Annotated in this window: 15 protein-coding genes; 5 read left to right on the top strand and 10 right to left on the bottom strand. The window is 36.4% G+C overall.

What is annotated here, in order from left to right:
* Positions 1-28 precede the first annotated feature (28 nt).
* A complete protein-coding gene (locus ACIQXF_RS03460; RefSeq protein ID WP_402779184.1) occupies positions 29-1,117 on the top strand; it encodes a M42 family metallopeptidase in 1,089 nt (362 codons plus the stop codon).
* A gap of 272 nt (positions 1,118-1,389) precedes the next feature.
* Here ACIQXF_RS03460 and ACIQXF_RS03455 read toward each other — a convergent pair whose 3' ends face one another.
* Both ACIQXF_RS03455 and ACIQXF_RS03450 read right to left on the bottom strand, forming a co-directional pair.
* Positions 1,390-1,767 (bottom strand): DUF3221 domain-containing protein, encoded by a 378-nt coding sequence (locus ACIQXF_RS03455; RefSeq protein ID WP_402779181.1) that lies wholly within the window; start codon positions 1,765-1,767, stop codon positions 1,390-1,392.
* A gap of 417 nt (positions 1,768-2,184) precedes the next feature.
* Positions 2,185-3,180 (bottom strand): serine hydrolase domain-containing protein, encoded by a 996-nt coding sequence (locus tag ACIQXF_RS03450; RefSeq protein ID WP_402779178.1) that lies wholly within the window; start codon positions 3,178-3,180, stop codon positions 2,185-2,187.
* A gap of 535 nt (positions 3,181-3,715) precedes the next feature.
* Between ACIQXF_RS03450 and argF the strand changes: the two genes are divergently transcribed.
* Positions 3,716-4,681, top strand: a complete 966-nt coding sequence (gene argF / locus ACIQXF_RS03445) for an ornithine carbamoyltransferase (RefSeq protein ID WP_402779175.1) — start codon at positions 3,716-3,718, stop codon at positions 4,679-4,681.
* Positions 4,682-5,135: 454 nt separating this feature from the next.
* Here the strand turns inward: argF and ACIQXF_RS03440 are convergent, their stop codons facing one another.
* The 4 genes from ACIQXF_RS03440 to sspI all read right to left on the bottom strand — a co-directional run bounded on the left by ACIQXF_RS03440 (position 5,136) and on the right by sspI (position 7,898).
* Entirely contained in the window at positions 5,136-5,582 is a 447-nt protein-coding gene (locus ACIQXF_RS03440; RefSeq protein ID WP_402779485.1) for a hypothetical protein, read from the bottom strand.
* 245 nt (positions 5,583-5,827) lie between these two features.
* Positions 5,828-5,962: a hypothetical protein gene (locus tag ACIQXF_RS03435; RefSeq protein ID WP_402779172.1), complete on the bottom strand. Its 135-nt coding sequence runs from the start codon at positions 5,960-5,962 to the stop codon at positions 5,828-5,830.
* A gap of 257 nt (positions 5,963-6,219) precedes the next feature.
* On the bottom strand, positions 6,220-7,611 hold the full coding sequence (locus ACIQXF_RS03430; protein WP_402779169.1) for an FAD-binding oxidoreductase: 1,392 nt from the start codon (positions 7,609-7,611) through the stop codon (positions 6,220-6,222).
* Between the two features lie 77 nt (positions 7,612-7,688).
* Positions 7,689-7,898, bottom strand: coding sequence for a small acid-soluble spore protein SspI (gene sspI, locus ACIQXF_RS03425; protein WP_402779167.1), 210 nt, complete (start codon positions 7,896-7,898; stop codon positions 7,689-7,691).
* 236 nt (positions 7,899-8,134) lie between these two features.
* On the opposite strand from sspI, the gene ACIQXF_RS03420 reads away from it, so the two are divergent.
* Complete coding sequence (locus tag ACIQXF_RS03420) at positions 8,135-8,650, top strand: sigma-70 family RNA polymerase sigma factor (protein ID WP_402779164.1); 516 nt, start codon at positions 8,135-8,137, stop codon at positions 8,648-8,650.
* 305 nt (positions 8,651-8,955) lie between these two features.
* Complete coding sequence (locus tag ACIQXF_RS03415) at positions 8,956-11,016, top strand: bifunctional diguanylate cyclase/phosphodiesterase (RefSeq protein ID WP_402779483.1); 2,061 nt, start codon at positions 8,956-8,958, stop codon at positions 11,014-11,016.
* Positions 11,017-11,120: 104 nt separating this feature from the next.
* Here the strand turns inward: ACIQXF_RS03415 and ACIQXF_RS03410 are convergent, their stop codons facing one another.
* From ACIQXF_RS03410 to ACIQXF_RS03400, 3 genes are all read right to left on the bottom strand, one after another.
* Complete coding sequence (locus ACIQXF_RS03410) at positions 11,121-11,312, bottom strand: H-type small acid-soluble spore protein (RefSeq protein WP_402779161.1); 192 nt, start codon at positions 11,310-11,312, stop codon at positions 11,121-11,123.
* Positions 11,313-11,324: 12 nt separating this feature from the next.
* On the bottom strand, positions 11,325-11,486 hold the full coding sequence (locus tag ACIQXF_RS03405) for a YfhD family protein (protein ID WP_402779158.1): 162 nt from the start codon (positions 11,484-11,486) through the stop codon (positions 11,325-11,327).
* A 247-nt stretch (positions 11,487-11,733) separates the two neighbouring features.
* Positions 11,734-13,149 carry a glycoside hydrolase family 18 protein gene (locus ACIQXF_RS03400; RefSeq protein WP_402779156.1) on the bottom strand — a complete coding sequence of 472 codons (1,416 nt, stop codon included), beginning with the start codon at positions 13,147-13,149 and terminating at the stop codon, positions 11,734-11,736.
* A gap of 175 nt (positions 13,150-13,324) precedes the next feature.
* Here ACIQXF_RS03400 and ACIQXF_RS03395 point away from each other — a divergent pair, with 175 nt between their 5' ends.
* Positions 13,325-14,674, top strand: a complete 1,350-nt coding sequence (locus tag ACIQXF_RS03395) for an FAD-binding oxidoreductase (protein WP_402779153.1) — start codon at positions 13,325-13,327, stop codon at positions 14,672-14,674.
* 194 nt (positions 14,675-14,868) lie between these two features.
* On the opposite strand, the gene ACIQXF_RS03390 is transcribed toward ACIQXF_RS03395, so the two are convergent.
* Positions 14,869-15,264, bottom strand: a complete 396-nt coding sequence (locus ACIQXF_RS03390; RefSeq protein WP_402779150.1) for a (deoxy)nucleoside triphosphate pyrophosphohydrolase — start codon at positions 15,262-15,264, stop codon at positions 14,869-14,871.
* Positions 15,265-15,371 lie beyond the last annotated feature (107 nt).

The raw sequence follows: 15,371 nt of genomic DNA, 5'->3' as shown, positions 1-15,371 counted from the left end.
GAAGATACGAGAAGTAGGAGGCCAAAGGATGACACAACTAGATCCAACATTACAAATGTTTAAAGAGTTAACAGACGCGAATGGTATTGCAGGTAATGAACGTGCACCACGTGAGGTCATGAAAAAGTATATTGGGCCATATGCAGATACAGTGGAAACAGATAACTTAGGCAGCGTCATTGCAAAAAAAGTGGGCGATGCTAATGGTCCTAAAATCATGGTAGCAGGCCATTTAGATGAAGTCGGCTTTATGATTACTCAAATCGATGACAAAGGGTTTATCAAGTTCCAAACTGTAGGCGGCTGGTGGAGCCAGGTTATGCTTGCACAGCGTGTAACAATTACGACACGTAAAGGTGATGAAATTATCGGGGTTATTGGGTCAAAACCACCTCATATTTTACCGGCAGATGTACGTAACAAAGTTGTAGACATTAAAGACATGTTTATCGATATTGGTGCAGCTTCAAAAGAAGAGGTGCTGGAATGGGGCGTACGTCCTGGCGATATGGTAACACCTTACTTTGAATTTAATGTCATGAAAAACGAAAAGTATTTATTAGCGAAGGCATGGGATAACCGCATTGGTTGTGCAATTGCCATTGATGTTATGAAAGCACTAAAAAATGAAAAACATCCTAACATCCTATATTCTGTAGGGAACGTACAAGAGGAAGTAGGCCTTCGTGGTGCGAAAACTGCTACATTTAAGATTCAACCAGACATCGGCTTTGCTGTCGATGTAGGCGTAGCAGGAGATACACCGGGGGTTACTGCAAAGGAATCTACTAGTAAAATGGGCGCTGGTCCACAAATTGTTGTCTATGATGCATCAATGGTATCACACCGTGGCCTACGTGAATTTGTTTTAGATGTAGCAGATGAGCACAATATTCCATATCAATTCGAGGCAATGGCTGGTGGCGGTACAGACGCTGGTTCTATCCACGTAACAGCAAATGGTATACCAGCACTATCAATCGGTATTGCTACACGCTACATCCACTCACATGCAGGTATTTTACATCGTGATGATTATGATAATGCTGTAAAATTAATGGTGGAAGTTATTAAAAAATTAGACCGTGATGCAGTAAATAAAATTATTTTTGATTAATGCAGGGAAAAATTATCTGTCCCATAAGTCCTTTTTGGAGTAAAATTACATGAAATTGAAGAGGCAGAAACGTTGTTAAATCAACTTTTCTGCCTTTCACTTTTTAGTCATTTTTGCTTAAAAATCTCTTTTCGGACAGCCCCATGTAAATTTGCTAAGTTCCTGTTATTGTTACTGCAAAGCTTGAGATACAAAATTGAATATATTTGAATTCATCTTCGGTCCGCCATTCATAGTGTTACCATTAACAATATACGACCCCTATCTTTTGGTCACAGTTTTTCTATACGAATAACTTTGATTTTTGCTGGATTTGACTCCAAAATTTCAGAATACCAAATCCTCACTTTATCTCCACTTTTAATCCCTTTCATAGACAGTTTCAATTCATTATTTAAAATTGAAACTGATTCAAATTTATTTGAGTACATGAGATTTTCACTAGAGAAACTCTCTATATCTGATTGTTGAACGTCCTTTCCTTGAATAAAATAGACTATTCCTTCATGCAATACTATATAACCAATTTCTCTTTCGATATTTTCTTTACTAGATAATAGATGGCTAACATCACCTATAAACCATAAAACAACAAGAAAAAGTAATAATAAGACCATGTTGATAATAGGTTTGGAGATTCTGTTCGTCATTCAAATACCGCCTTATAAATTTAATTATTTTCATATTTAAAGTTTTTAAATGTACATAATATACCAAATACTGTGCTCACCTCTATTCTACAATACAAAACAATGCTTCACTTGTACTACTTCACAAAGAAGGGACAGACATGGCAATAGTTTTAGCTACTTTATATTAGGGAACAACGATTTATGTAAATGTTTTAAATACACACAAGCCCTAGATTGATACTAAATAATAGCCCATTATTTCAAGGGAGAATTTATCTTCATTCAGCCAATGTTGTGCGACAGCGGCAGATCAGATGATTCTCGCCTCTATAGGTGGTGAGATGAATATAATTTTGATTACTTTTTCAGTGGGTGTCGGAAACACCTGCTGAAAAGAATTAAAGAGCAGCTTTTTTTGAAAATTCAACGGCATATCTAAGACTTTTGTAAAAGCTGTAAAATATCCTTACCAATATGAACAGGGTTTGTAGCCAATATAGGGGAGCGATAATTTGATAGTACAACGACACCCATTTGCTGTGTTTTATCAAACCCTAGATAACTAGAGAAGCCTTTCGTGGATCCGTTATGCCAAATAATATTATCTTCAAGAAGCCAACCTAGTCCGATGCTCAAATCTTTTGAAATGTTTTTTGTAGCTTGGTATGTTAATGTATACCCCAAATTTTCATCGCTTAAATGTACTTTCATAAATTTTAACAGATCATTAACAGTCGAACGGATTGCCCCTGCTGCCATAAATTCATTCATTTGGAGCGGCTGTTTTTTATGTCCACGGATATTGTATCCCTGTATTATCGATTCTTCTTTACCAGAAGGGATAGTAATAAATGTATTTGATAATTCTAATGGATCTATTATTCGACATTTGATGGCTGTTTCAAAATCAGTATGAAGCTGATCTGCTAAAATATATCCTAGGAGCCCCATGCCTACATTGGAGTATCTGAACTTCGCTTTGGGCTCGTTTGTGTGCATTTTAAAATAGTGGATAGTCTCGTTCAGTGAATATTGACAAAATGGATCACGCGGTGTTTGACGATCAAAAAGATTATAAATGTTCTTAAGTACACCTATTCCTGGTAGCCCAGATGTATGATTAGCAAGACGTTTGAGTGTAACAGGGTGATTATCAGGTAGTGCAGAAAAATATTTGCCAATGGAATCTTCTACATTCACTATTCCTTCCAAAAGCATTTCCCCAAGTAGTGATGTTGTCAAAACTTTAGAAATCGACCCAATTTCATAGATATAAGGTTTTTCGTCCAGCGTAAAATTTGAACCACCGAAAGTAAAAGTAGCTTCTTGATTTTGGTAGATAATACCAATTGATAAAGCAACATTTGGACGAGTTTTTATATAGGGATATACGATTTTAAATATGTCCTTTTTTAAATTATGTAAATCCACAATAGTACCTCCGTTTACGAACGCTTATTTTTTTATGCTCTGAAATGATTGAACTTTTAGGTGTATTAAATCCTTATTAAATGTTTTTTTGAAAAAACGATGTCTCGCTCATATAACTCTAAAATGAACTCTCGTCGATCGATTTATTCATTGCTCTTTTAATATAACCCTCTTCTAGTTTATTTACTAATTGACTATCAGCTCTAGCAGAAATTTTATCATTCTTCAGTTAACAATAAATTGGTTTTATATTCAACTTGATGAATTTCTTTAACAAAATGTGCTAGCTCATAATTTTACCACCTAAATAATTAATGTATATTACTTATAAATTTGTATAAACAATAATGCAATTGTTTTGCTATAAGATTGGAAGTTGAATTATCGAAATATGCATAAATATTCAAAGAGACGCATTTTAGTCACAATTAATAAATAAATTATAATTTTCTAAAATAAACATAAAAATTCGGTTGATTTTATATTTATGCATGTTATACTTAACTCAACAGCAACGGAACAAGGAGCGAAGGTTATGAAATTACTTGAGGAAGTACAGTTAAAGTTAGTGTCTAGTTTAAAGGGTAAAGACCTACTAACTTTGTTAGATTATACAAGTGAAGAGGTTCAGCAGTTAGTTGAATTAGCAACACAACTGAAAACAATTACAAAAGAAGGAAAATGTCCGAAGCTACTAGAAGGTAAGACGCTCGGCATGATATTTGAAAAACATTCAACTCGTACTCGTATTTCATTTGAAGTAGGTATGAATCAATTAGGTGGAAAAGGTATGTTTATGCATGCGCGTGATCTACAGATTGGTCGCGGTGAATCGATTTATGATACAGCACATGTGTTATCAGGATATTTAGATGGCATTATGATTCGTGCCAACTCTCATGCTATGGTGAAGGAGCTTGCAGAGCATGCATCTATACCAGTTATTAATGGACTAACGGATATCTACCATCCATGCCAAGCTTTAGCGGATTTAGAAACAATTGCTGAAAATAAAGGTGCACTAAAAGGGCTTAAAATTGCATATGTTGGAGATGGCAACAACGTGGCGCACTCATTAGTAGTCGCTTCAGCACATGTAGGGATGAACGTGGCAGTGGCAACGCCAGTTGGCTATGAATGTGATGTAGAGGTTATCGCAAAAGCACAAGCTATCGCAGCAGCAAATGGTAGTACGATTACAATCACGAATGATCCTGTAGAGGCGGTTATAAACGCTGATGTTGTATACGCAGATGTTTGGACGTCAATGGGACAAGAAGAGGAAACTGCAAAACGTCTACAAGACTTTGAAGGCTACCAAATTAATGATGAGCTTGTGGCATTTGCAAAGCCAAATTATATGTTCCTACACTGTTTACCAGCGCATCGTGAAGAAGAAGTAGCGACATCGGTTATTGACGGTCCGAATTCTTACATCTTTGAGCAAGCAGAAAACAGATTACATGCACAAAAAGCAGTACTTGCATCTATTTTAGCTTAATGTTAGACATATGCTTCTCGGGTTGGGAAGCACTATAAATAAAGTTCACATTGGCAACAGGGGGTGTCAATGCGAATAACATAACAGTGGTTTGCAGACAGAGGGATGTAAGCCACGCGCGATGTACGTTGTCAAGGTGGATGACCACATCGCTACATAGGGAAGTAACCTGGGAGACGCTGGGTTACTTTTTTTGTGTTTTCATGGGTATTCTTTAGGCAATCACTGATATTGTATTCGTTTCAATGGTGTAAATAAATCATTCGAGGACAGTTTTAGATGAACAATTTACGCAGGCTCTATCAACTTTTTTATCATGGGCTTCGTAAGAGATGATATAGGGATTTTTTTATAAGGGTAATAAATAATGAAAGTTTCCGTTAGCATCCTATTATAGCCATAGGAAAAGAAGAATTTTTCGCCTTTTCCTATGGTATTTATATTGAATTAGAGTTTAAGAAAGTTTTCCATAGGCCAAGTAAGGGAAAAAGCCTTCAAAGAATCGCTCAGTGGCAGGCATAAAGTAAGAACCAAAATGAAAATCGGGATCTAGCGTTGTAATGATCCATGTTCCAGGGGTAGAAACTGTATCAATGTATAGAACAGCCCCACCATCCTCCGTTGCGATTAAAACCTCTGCATTTTCAGGTGGCCAAAAAACGCCATGCTGGTGCCATGTACAGTCAGCAAGTGATAAATAACCGTTAAACAGAGGATGTGTTGTTTTTTGTAATACTAAGCCGCTTGATGCATCCTTTTCAAGCCACCACCAAAAATTTGTTGGTCGCTCCTCCCAATGTTGTTCGGGTAACCAATTCCATGGCTGTGGTCCGAATGCCACTACAATGCCTCCTCTTTCAGCAAATGAATGTATTTTTGTGACGCTTGCAGAGCTCCTTATATTAGTACATTAGCTCAGCCATCTACTAAGGATTTAACGGCAGCTCATAAAGCATTGGAGACAGTTGACATTTTGCATCTTGCCAAGAAATCATGCAATGAAATTAGTGGTGGTGAACTGCAATTAGCGCTGATTGCCAGACCATTTATAAATTTACTTTATGTCAAAAGTGAACTTATGACTATAAATGGGCGGAATAGAATTAAACATTGATGCGATTATACGTCTATTGTTACTGCTATGGTTTAGCTTATAAAAGCATTAGTTGTTGTTGCTGTTGCTTTCACACGTAAATCATTTGCTTCAAACGTTTCATTTGCACACAAAACATCTATTGTTGCTGCCGCTACGTTTGCACTACGCTTTCGCACAGAAAACATTTATTGTGAGCTATCAATTTATCACCATAAATTAATGCAGATGCAAGAAGATACACGCTAGGTGCAATAGTTGATTGGAGTGGAGACTGGTCGACTCCTTGGGGATTAGCGTCACAGATGAGACCCTGGAGCGAGCAACGCGAGTGAAGCGGCTCATCGGACGCCCCCAGGAAAGCGACCAGTCGGAACGGAAATCAACCTCTATTTTTGCTTAAAAGGCATATTTTATTTAACAGGTCACTTTAATTTCATTGACATTATAGTTTTTCAACAACGTTAAAAATTTTCCCAGGGTTCATAATGTTATGTGGGTCAAGTGCTGCTTTAATGCTCTTCATGATTAATAGTGATGTTCCGTGTTCCATAGATTGATATTTCATTTTTCCAATACCTACACCATGTTCACCTGTACAAGTCCCGCCACGAAGTAAAGCATATTGAACAATATGCTCATTGAAGCGGTCTGCTTTCGCCTGTTCTTTAGCATCGCTTGGATCTAACATTAACAGCGCATGGAAGTTACCGTCCCCTACATGACCTACAATTCCGCCAGCAAGCCCAACTTCCTCAAGCTGCTCACGAGCATATAAAATTGTTTCAGCTAGCATCGAGATCGGTACACAAGCATCAGTCGACATTAGTTTTTTTCCTGGGTAAGCATGGATGTATGCATAAGCCAATGAATGACGTGCCTCCCAGAGCTTATTACGAGCAGCATTGTCTTGTTCAAATTCAACAGAAATGCAGTCGAAGTCCTCAAATATTTCTGTAGCAAATTTTATATCAGCATGCATACCTGCTTCATTTCCGTGGAATTCTAAAAACAATGTTGGTTTTTCTTCATAGGAAGTTTCATTATAAATATTTGCTTGTTTGATAGAGGCTTCATCGACCAGTTCGACACGACCAATTGAAATGCCCGCCTGCAATAATGCGGTTACTGCCCCAACAGCATCGCCAACTGTTGCAAAAACTGCACGACCCGCCGTTACAAATTCGGGTATTCCATAGACTTGTAAAGTTAGCTCGGTAAAGCAACCTAGTGTACCTTCAGAACCTACGAATAGGCCATTCAAATGATAACCAGAAGAAGATTTTGCTGCTAAGCTACCAGTATGAATAACTGTACCGTCTGCAAGTACAACCTCTAAATCACGGACTTGGTCACGCATGACACCATAGCGCACTGCGGTTGTTCCGCTGGCATTAGTTGCTGCCATTCCACCGAGTGTAGCATCAGCACCAGGATCTACTGTAAAATGAAGTCCATGTTTTTTCAATTCTTTATTCAATTGAGTACGTGTTACACCTGGCTGCACTTTTACCAATAGGTCATCTGGTCGAATTTCTAAAATAGCATTCATTTCAGAGAAATCGATAGAAATGCCATTTGCAATAGGAATTGCATTTCCTTCCAGGCTTGAGCCAACACCAAAAGGTACGACTGGTATACGTTCCGCATGCGCAATTTTCAAGATGGCACTGACATCGGCTGTGGATCGAGGAAAGACAACGATATCTGGTAAGCTCATTGCATGATGAGATTCGTCTCTTCCATGTAGCTGACGCACCGTTTCGTTTGTTGACACCTGTTCTTCTAATAAAACCTTTTTTAGTTGATTTACTATTAATTCTACAGCAACAGTCATTCCAATCCCTCCAAATTTTCTGATAAATAGAATTTATCATGCATTTACCGGAAATGGAATGAACTGTTTATAAATAATTAGTGAGCAAATGCTTTTTCTAGTTTTTGAACAAATGCATCCTGCTCAGCAGGACTAGATTGCTGCCACCATTTTTCAAAAAACACACCAAGCCCCGGAAGTAAATGCTCCTCACCACGGCTAATTGCATCCTCGACAATATCCTTAAATTCGGTCGCTGATTGACCGTGCACATTTGTCGTAATCGCATCTCTTATTTGAAAATTCATCTATTTCGCCTCCTTAGTGATAATTTGTCCAGTCATTTAAGAAATATGTATAGAATGACAGATAAAACATATTGTTTTTTTTATATCCCACTGTAATTATGTACAAATATTAGGAAGGATTCATACAAACTTTCTAATCATATCGACAAAAGGGTTGTTCGACATCCAGATCATGTAATTACTAAGATAGAGGCACCTAGGAATAATGGATCGTGCACGGTCGTCAGGAAATTAGAATGTCAATTCAGCAAAAGCTATCACCTGAACAACCATTTGAGGAAGTATTAGAATTAGTTCAACCAATGATAACGTCGATTTTTTTAAAGTGCCATATTTATAAAGATTTTGAGTATTATCGTCATATAGCATCTATAGCTGTATGGGAAGCTTGGCGAAAAGCAGATACTTCAAAAGGGCAGCTTTCTTCATATATTTATACAACTGTTAAAGGAGAAATTATAAAAGAACTTTCGAAGGAAAGGAAATTTGAAGAGATGTTTACCCCTATGGATGATGAAACCATGAATTATGTTCGAGACCATAATATAAGCCAAATCCATTCCTGTCCTATAGAATACATTTTGTCCCAATTAAAAATTGATGAAAGAAAAATACTACTACTTTATTATGTAGAAGGTTATAGCTACTCGGAAATAGCTAAAGAATTATGTATATCTGTGGATGCAGTTAAAAAAAGACGCACAAGAATCATGACGAAGGTGCGTGAACTGTTATCTACAAAAGAAGAATAGGGAGATAAAACCATCAAAAGTATGCTAATATCAAAATAAAGTGAATATTGGCATACTTTTAATATTTGCATACAAATTCCAATGTAAATGCTATGATTTGTAAGAAGTCAAAAAAAAATACAAATTTTAAACTTACTTTTTCATTAGATAGTTAAAACGGCCTATCTAATTGATAAGTTAGGTATTAGTATGGAGGGTTTGTATTGGAGAAATGGTTGAATCAATTAGAAATAGAGAAGAAGGAGGTCTGGTTTATAGTATTACCATTATTGCTAGTCATACCATTATTGGGTTTTAGTAATCAAATGTATGACATTTTTAAAGAAGCAAACTACATATATTTGAATTTGATTGTTCAAATACTAATTATTGTTTTTACAATGGCAATTGCTATTCAATCTTGGCTTGTTTATTCACATTTATTAACAAACCAAACACTATACATAGGTAATTTATTTTTTATTATTGCGTTGTTGAAAATAGCAAGTTTAGTTATCACTCAACATCCTATGATTGAAACAAAATATATGGAAATATATTTACATATTATAATACGATTGTGTTTATCAATCGGTTTTCTATTTATAATTTTAAAGCCCATAAAGCGTTTAACGATGTATTATCGTCCCTATACATATGGTAGTTCCTTATTATTCGTGTTATTGAGTCTTTTTCTAGTGTATTTAGCATCAAGGTATTCATGGCTTGAAGAGGATTGGTTATTTAGAGCTAAAGATAGTATCTATCTACTGTCTGCAGCCTTATTAGGTGTAACGATAGTATTATTAAGTAAGCATATTAAAAAGATACCTAAACGAGTAACTTGGCTTGTTAGTGCTGCAGTTTATTTAATTATAAGTAATATTTTCTATTTTATCAGTAAAGATTCGGAATCGCTTTGGGGCTTTTCAGCTCTTATTTATCAATTTTTTGCATTTTACTTTTTTCTAAAAGCAATCTATTATACAACGGTTGAAAAACCCTATCAGCAACTATTAAAAATAAAGCAGGATCTTGAGCATTCTCAGCAAGAACTTCATTTTCAAGCCTATCATGATGATATTACACAGCTTCCAAATGAACATTTATTATTAAAAACCTTAAAAGAGGATTTACATATAAATAGCCATCAAAAAGCGATTATTGCCATTGAGATTGATCGACTTGCTGCAATCCGATCATCTATAGGCATTAGCCATTCCAATAAAATGATGAAGCTAGTGGCTGAAAGAATTCAAGCTATATTGCCTCCTCATTATTTTGCAACAAAGCTTCGCGAGGGGCAGTATATTATTTATGTCAATCATGTAAAAACAAGAGAAGAGCTATTACAATTTTGTTTTAACGTAAAGAGTACAATGAATAAGCCTTTACAAGTACAACTATTTTCACTTAATGGGAATCTTAATATTGGAATTGCCATGCATGAAGATAATTGCACAGGTGAGGAGCTTTTAATGCATGCTCAGTTAGCGATGCGCGAAGCGAGACAAATACCTCAAAGGTTTCTTTTTTATAAGCCGTATATGTCAAGTGATATTGCGGATCGCATTGTCCTTGAGCAAGAGTTACATAATGCACTGGCCAATCAGGAATTTTATTTGGAATTTCAGCCTCAAATAAACTTGAAAACTGGCAAGATTGAATCAGTGGAAGCACTAGCGCGCTGGCGTCATCCAACGCGAGGATTTGTTTCACCAGGGGTGTTTATCCCAATAGCAGAAGAATCTGGATTGATTATTCCATTAGGGAAATGGATTTTAGAAACAGCATGTGCTCAAGCAAAGGCATGGGAGGAACAAGGTTTACCACCAATGAAGGTAGCTGTTAATTTATCACTTGGACAATTATTTCAACAGGATTTAGTGCAAATGGTACAAGAAATTTTACAACGTACAAACTTAGAACCGAAATATTTACAATTAGAAATTACGGAAAGTATGTCGATGAATATCGATCAAATGACACAGCTACTTTATGAATTAAAGGCACTAGGTATCCAAATAGCTGTCGATGATTTTGGGACAGGGTATTCTTCACTTTCATATTTAAAAGATTTTCCGATTGATTGTCTTAAAATTGACCGGGCATTTGTTCGCAATATTCAGCATAATCAGAATGACGAAGCGCTCGTTTCCATGATTCTATCAATGGCAAAGCATTTGCGATTGAAGGTCGTTGCTGAGGGTATTGAAGAAATCGAGCAACTTGCTTTTCTTATTGAAGGTGATTGTGATTATATCCAGGGGTATTTATTTAGTAAGCCGATTTCTGCTGATCAAATATTCGAGAACTTTAAAGAGTTACATAATCGAGCATCTGATATTTTAACGCATTTTAAATATGCAGAGGATTACTACATATGAGAAATTGAAATGGTTTGAATATGCTTATCAAAAGAGAAGGATCTGCTTACTTCAGCTGGAAAGTAAGCAGATCCATATTTTGATGATAAAAATTGAAGGTCGTTCTAATGTACAAGATACTCTTCCTTAAGTTCTCCTACGTCCACCTCAGATCGTTCCTCTAAAGAACGACGTAAATGAACAGTTGCTGTTTTACCATCCTCATGAAGCTTGTCAATCCAGATAGATACGCCATTATAGCTTACTTCATATTCTTTGGGTGAGGCGACAATTTCTTGTGCACGTTGATAATCCACTTGAAGGCCCCCTTATTTTTTTGTCTTGCCTTCTTTAGTGACTGTATTAATCATGTTCATAAACTCTTGAGAAAATTCTTCACTTACTTTGTTTGGCGCTATCTTTTGGTTTTTTGGCGTTTGAGGCAATGAACCTTTGTTTGCGCTTTGACCTTGCTTATTGTCTCTTCCCATGTTTAGTTTCTCCTTTCGTTTTGATATTTCTTAATATGGCTTTGAATTGATTTTTTTATCATGGGAAAAACTAGGGAAAGGTAAGAATATATTGTAGAAATGTTTAGAACTTTTTGGGGTTAATAGTACATCCTTAGATGCGCATACTAAGCTAATAAGGTGTTAAATTTCAAAAAAGTTATCAGTCGCCCAACAGGAAAGCACTTGTCGGAACAGAAATCACCCCACGTTAATGGTTAGTCTTTCCTTACAATGAAACCTTTTTGATGGAAAAATCATTATTTAATAGCACCCAGTTTTGTGGAAAAGGAAAACCTAATGCCCAATAGCTAATACCTCGAAGATTATATTCCTTCGTCATAGCAAACTTAGCTTGTGCACTTCTAGCATCTTCAAACCATACCTCATGATTTCTACCTTGATCATCGACGTAACGGAAATATGGTGATTGAGCAGTTCTATCATATTGAATGGTTGCGCCATGTTTTACTGCTCTGTTAATAGCTTCTTGAGAGCTAAATGTTTCTGCCTCTTGGCCTTTAACATGTGGTAGTAGCCAGTCCCGAGCATAAATTTGAAAGCCTAAAAAAATTTTTTCAGCAGGCATTACTGATAAAGCATATTCCACAACTTTTCTCATTTCGTTAATGGGTGAAATGGCTTGTGGAGGACCAAGGCGATAACCCCATTCGTATGTCATCAATACTACAAAATCTGCAATCCTTCCATGTGCCTCATAATCATGTGCTTCATATAATGTTCCTGCTTGGGTTGCGCTAGTTTTTGGCGCAAGTGCTGTTGATACTAGAAATCCTTTTGGATGAAGGCGATCAACGGCTAGTTGGAGAAATGTATTGTAATTGTCCCGATCTGCTGGAAGAACGTTTTCAAAATCAACATTTAAAACTTTATAGCCCTTCTCCTGCATTACTTGTAGCGCATTACTTATGACCTTTTCTCGTAATTCTGCACTAGATAAAATAACATGTGAGAGATTGGAGCCCGCTTCTGTGGAAGAGAAGTTCGTTAGGGTTAGCATTGGTGTAATGTTTTTGGCAATAGCTGCATCAATCATTTTTTGGTCATTTATAGGCTGTAATGATCCGTCCTCCTTTATCATATAAGCAAAAGGACTAAAATAAGTAAGAAGATGGCCTATAGCGTTAATCGAATGAACAGCTTCTTCAGGCTCTTGATAAGTATATGCATTTACTTCAATGGAAGGCCTTGTTCTCGGAATAATCAAACGCGTGCCAACATAAATCATATTTGGATTAGAAATACCATTTTCTGAAACGATTGCTTGAACGGTCGTACCATATTGATTGGCAATATGCGACAGAGTTTCTCCTGGTTGTACAATATGTGTAATGGGTGGGATAACTAGTTGAGTTCCAGGTGTCAAAACATCTGGATTCGTTAGATGATTTTCTGTGACGATTGATTGAATAGGAACCTTATATTGTTCGGCAATTGACCATAAAGTTTCACCCCTTTTGACAATATGGGTTGTATACGGAGAGGGAATAACAAGTGATTGTCCGATTACTAATTGATCTGGATTAGATAATGCGTTTAACTGGATAATGGAATTGATAGGAACGGAATAGTGGTTTGCAATTTGCCAAAGTGTTTCACCAGCGCTCACCACATGAATAATCATAAGTGCACCTCCTGTGTGATCTCAATATTGCATCATATGTATCAATGAAGTAAATGAGCATTTTATCTTGAATTTTACTTTATATAAAATTCAAATTTCATAATTCATATTCTTTCCAAGTGATCTGCATAGGATAGAACATATGCATTTTATCATTTTAGGAAGGAGCTGTATTTTGAAGAAAGTAAAGCTCACAGGAAGAATTGTTACCCCTGATAATCCGGAATATGAACAAGCAAGGACAAATAATAACTTAAATAATCCGCAATTTCCAAGCATCATTGTCTTTTGTCAACATACAAAAGATGTGATAAACGCTTTAAGATGGGCGAGAGAAAATAATGAACGATTTCGAATCAGAAGCGGAAGGCATAGCTATGAAAATTATTCATTATTAGATAAGGGACTTGTCATTGATGTTAGTGAAATGAATAATATAACAATCAATCTTCAAGATATGACTGCGAAAATTGAAGCAGGTGCTAATCTCGGAAACGTATATCGTAAATTATGGGAAAATGGTGTGACAATCCCGGCAGGAACTGAAAGCGGTGTTGGGATTGTTGGCTTGACGCTTGGTGGAGGTATTGGTATGTTGTCACGGCCATTTGGGCTAACTTGCGACAATTTGATTGAAATTGAAATGGTTGGCGCAGATGGACATGAAGGAGCAGAATTAATACAAGCAAACAGGCAGAAAAATAGTGATTTATGGTGGGCTAGCTGTGGTGGTGGCGGTGGGAATTTTGGCATCATTACAGCACTTACATTTAAACTGCATCCTATTTCTGATGTTGCCCTTTTTTCCATCACATGGGGTTGGGATGATTTTGAACAGGCCTTTGATGCATGGCAAAAGTGGGCACCTTTTACAGATGAACGCTTGACCTCACAGATTGAGCTTAAATCGAAGGAAATTGGCGAAGTTGTTGCTCAAGGTGAATTTATAGGCACAGCTTCTGAGTTAAAAAAGCTTCTACGCCCTTTAAGAAAAACTGGTTCGCCAACGAATGTATGGATAAAAGAAGTACCTTACATTAAGGCTGTAGAATTTTTTGACCTTCCGAGCGGTAATCGACCAGCACTTCGTAAAAGGTCTGGGTCTTTTATTGAAAGGCCATTTCCTCATGCGGCGATTGTACAAATGAAAGAATTCTTAACCAACGCTCCAAATAGAAATACAACTATTTGGCAGCAATCCCTCAGAGGTGCTGTAAGTCAAATTGCGCCTAATCGAACAGCTTATTTTTATAGAAATGCTTTAATGGTCCAAGAATACAATACGTCATGGAAAAAGTCTAAAGAAGAAGAAAAAAATATTCAGTGGATGGAAAATGTAAGGCGTTCTTTATCACCTTACACTGCTGGTGATTACGTAAATTTCCCCGACCGTTTTATAAAGGATTGGTCAACTGCCTATTATGGTCGTAATTTTTCAAGGCTTAGAGAAGTAAAAACCAAATATGATCCGTATAATGTTTTTAATTTTCCTCAAAGTATACCACCAAACAGAAAATGGATTTAGTTAAGGATGCTTGCAGCCATAGAGGATAGTGAAGCGACAATTTTAAATAAAGCTGATAAAGCTCTATACGCCTCTAAAGAGAATGGCCGAAACAGAGTTACACATTGTATAGATGTAAATAGCGAAGTAATCTAAAGACCAAAGATGACAATTAAGATATTTTCTAATTGTCATCTTTTTTAAATGGATATAAATTATTTTTCAGCTAGTATTTTTTTTATTGCTGGAATATCGGCAGGAGCAAAATGAAGGTCTAGTAGCTGATTTCGAGGGACCCATCTTATTTCGGCGTGTTCCAGCGCAATTGGCTCACCCTTTAAGATAGAAGCCTTATATGTTTCTAAGCGTACAATAAATTTTTCGTATTCGTGAATGGTATCCTCTACTTTTTCACCAACTAGTATAGAACAATTAAATTCCTCTAATATTTCGCGGGATAGAGCTTGCTCAGGTGATTCCCCCTCTTCGATTTTACCACCAGGAAATTCCCAGTAGTTTGCTAGTACCATATTTGGATTTCTTAATGCACAAAAAAATTCTTGCTTGTCATTTTCAATAATAGCCCCTACTACATGTACATTTTTTTTCATTTATTCTCACCTAATTATTTAGTTATATATCCCTATATTAAACAATTTAATGATTTAGTTAAAGATAATGATAAATAATTGATTACCAAATATTTCGTCTTTAGGTT

Origin of the sequence: Lysinibacillus sp. NPDC097231 (assembly GCF_044761885.1) — a bacterium.
Classification (GTDB): domain Bacteria; phylum Bacillota; class Bacilli; order Bacillales_A; family Planococcaceae; genus Lysinibacillus.
Note: the sequence above shows the minus strand (reverse complement) of the source record. Positions and strands in the feature narration are given on the sequence as shown.

What these genes read in the sequence shown, in the direction of transcription:
- ACIQXF_RS03460 (WP_402779184.1), top strand. Translation starts at nt 29, where the DNA reads ATGACACAACTAGATCCAACATTACAAATGTTTAAAGAGTTAACAGAC.
- ACIQXF_RS03455 (WP_402779181.1), bottom strand. Translation starts at nt 1,767, where the DNA reads ATGACGAACAGAATCTCCAAACCTATTATCAACATGGTCTTATTATTA.
- argF (WP_402779175.1), top strand. Translation starts at nt 3,716, where the DNA reads ATGAAATTACTTGAGGAAGTACAGTTAAAGTTAGTGTCTAGTTTAAAG.
- ACIQXF_RS03435 (WP_402779172.1), bottom strand. Translation starts at nt 5,962, where the DNA reads ATGTTTTCTGTGCGAAAGCGTAGTGCAAACGTAGCGGCAGCAACAATA.
- ACIQXF_RS03430 (WP_402779169.1), bottom strand. Translation starts at nt 7,611, where the DNA reads ATGACTGTTGCTGTAGAATTAATAGTAAATCAACTAAAAAAGGTTTTA.
- sspI (WP_402779167.1), bottom strand. Translation starts at nt 7,898, where the DNA reads ATGAATTTTCAAATAAGAGATGCGATTACGACAAATGTGCACGGTCAA.
- ACIQXF_RS03420 (WP_402779164.1), top strand. Translation starts at nt 8,135, where the DNA reads ATGTCAATTCAGCAAAAGCTATCACCTGAACAACCATTTGAGGAAGTA.
- ACIQXF_RS03415 (WP_402779483.1), top strand. Translation starts at nt 8,956, where the DNA reads ATGTATGACATTTTTAAAGAAGCAAACTACATATATTTGAATTTGATT.
- ACIQXF_RS03405 (WP_402779158.1), bottom strand. Translation starts at nt 11,486, where the DNA reads ATGGGAAGAGACAATAAGCAAGGTCAAAGCGCAAACAAAGGTTCATTG.
- ACIQXF_RS03400 (WP_402779156.1), bottom strand. Translation starts at nt 13,149, where the DNA reads ATGATTATTCATGTGGTGAGCGCTGGTGAAACACTTTGGCAAATTGCA.
- ACIQXF_RS03390 (WP_402779150.1), bottom strand. Translation starts at nt 15,264, where the DNA reads ATGAAAAAAAATGTACATGTAGTAGGGGCTATTATTGAAAATGACAAG.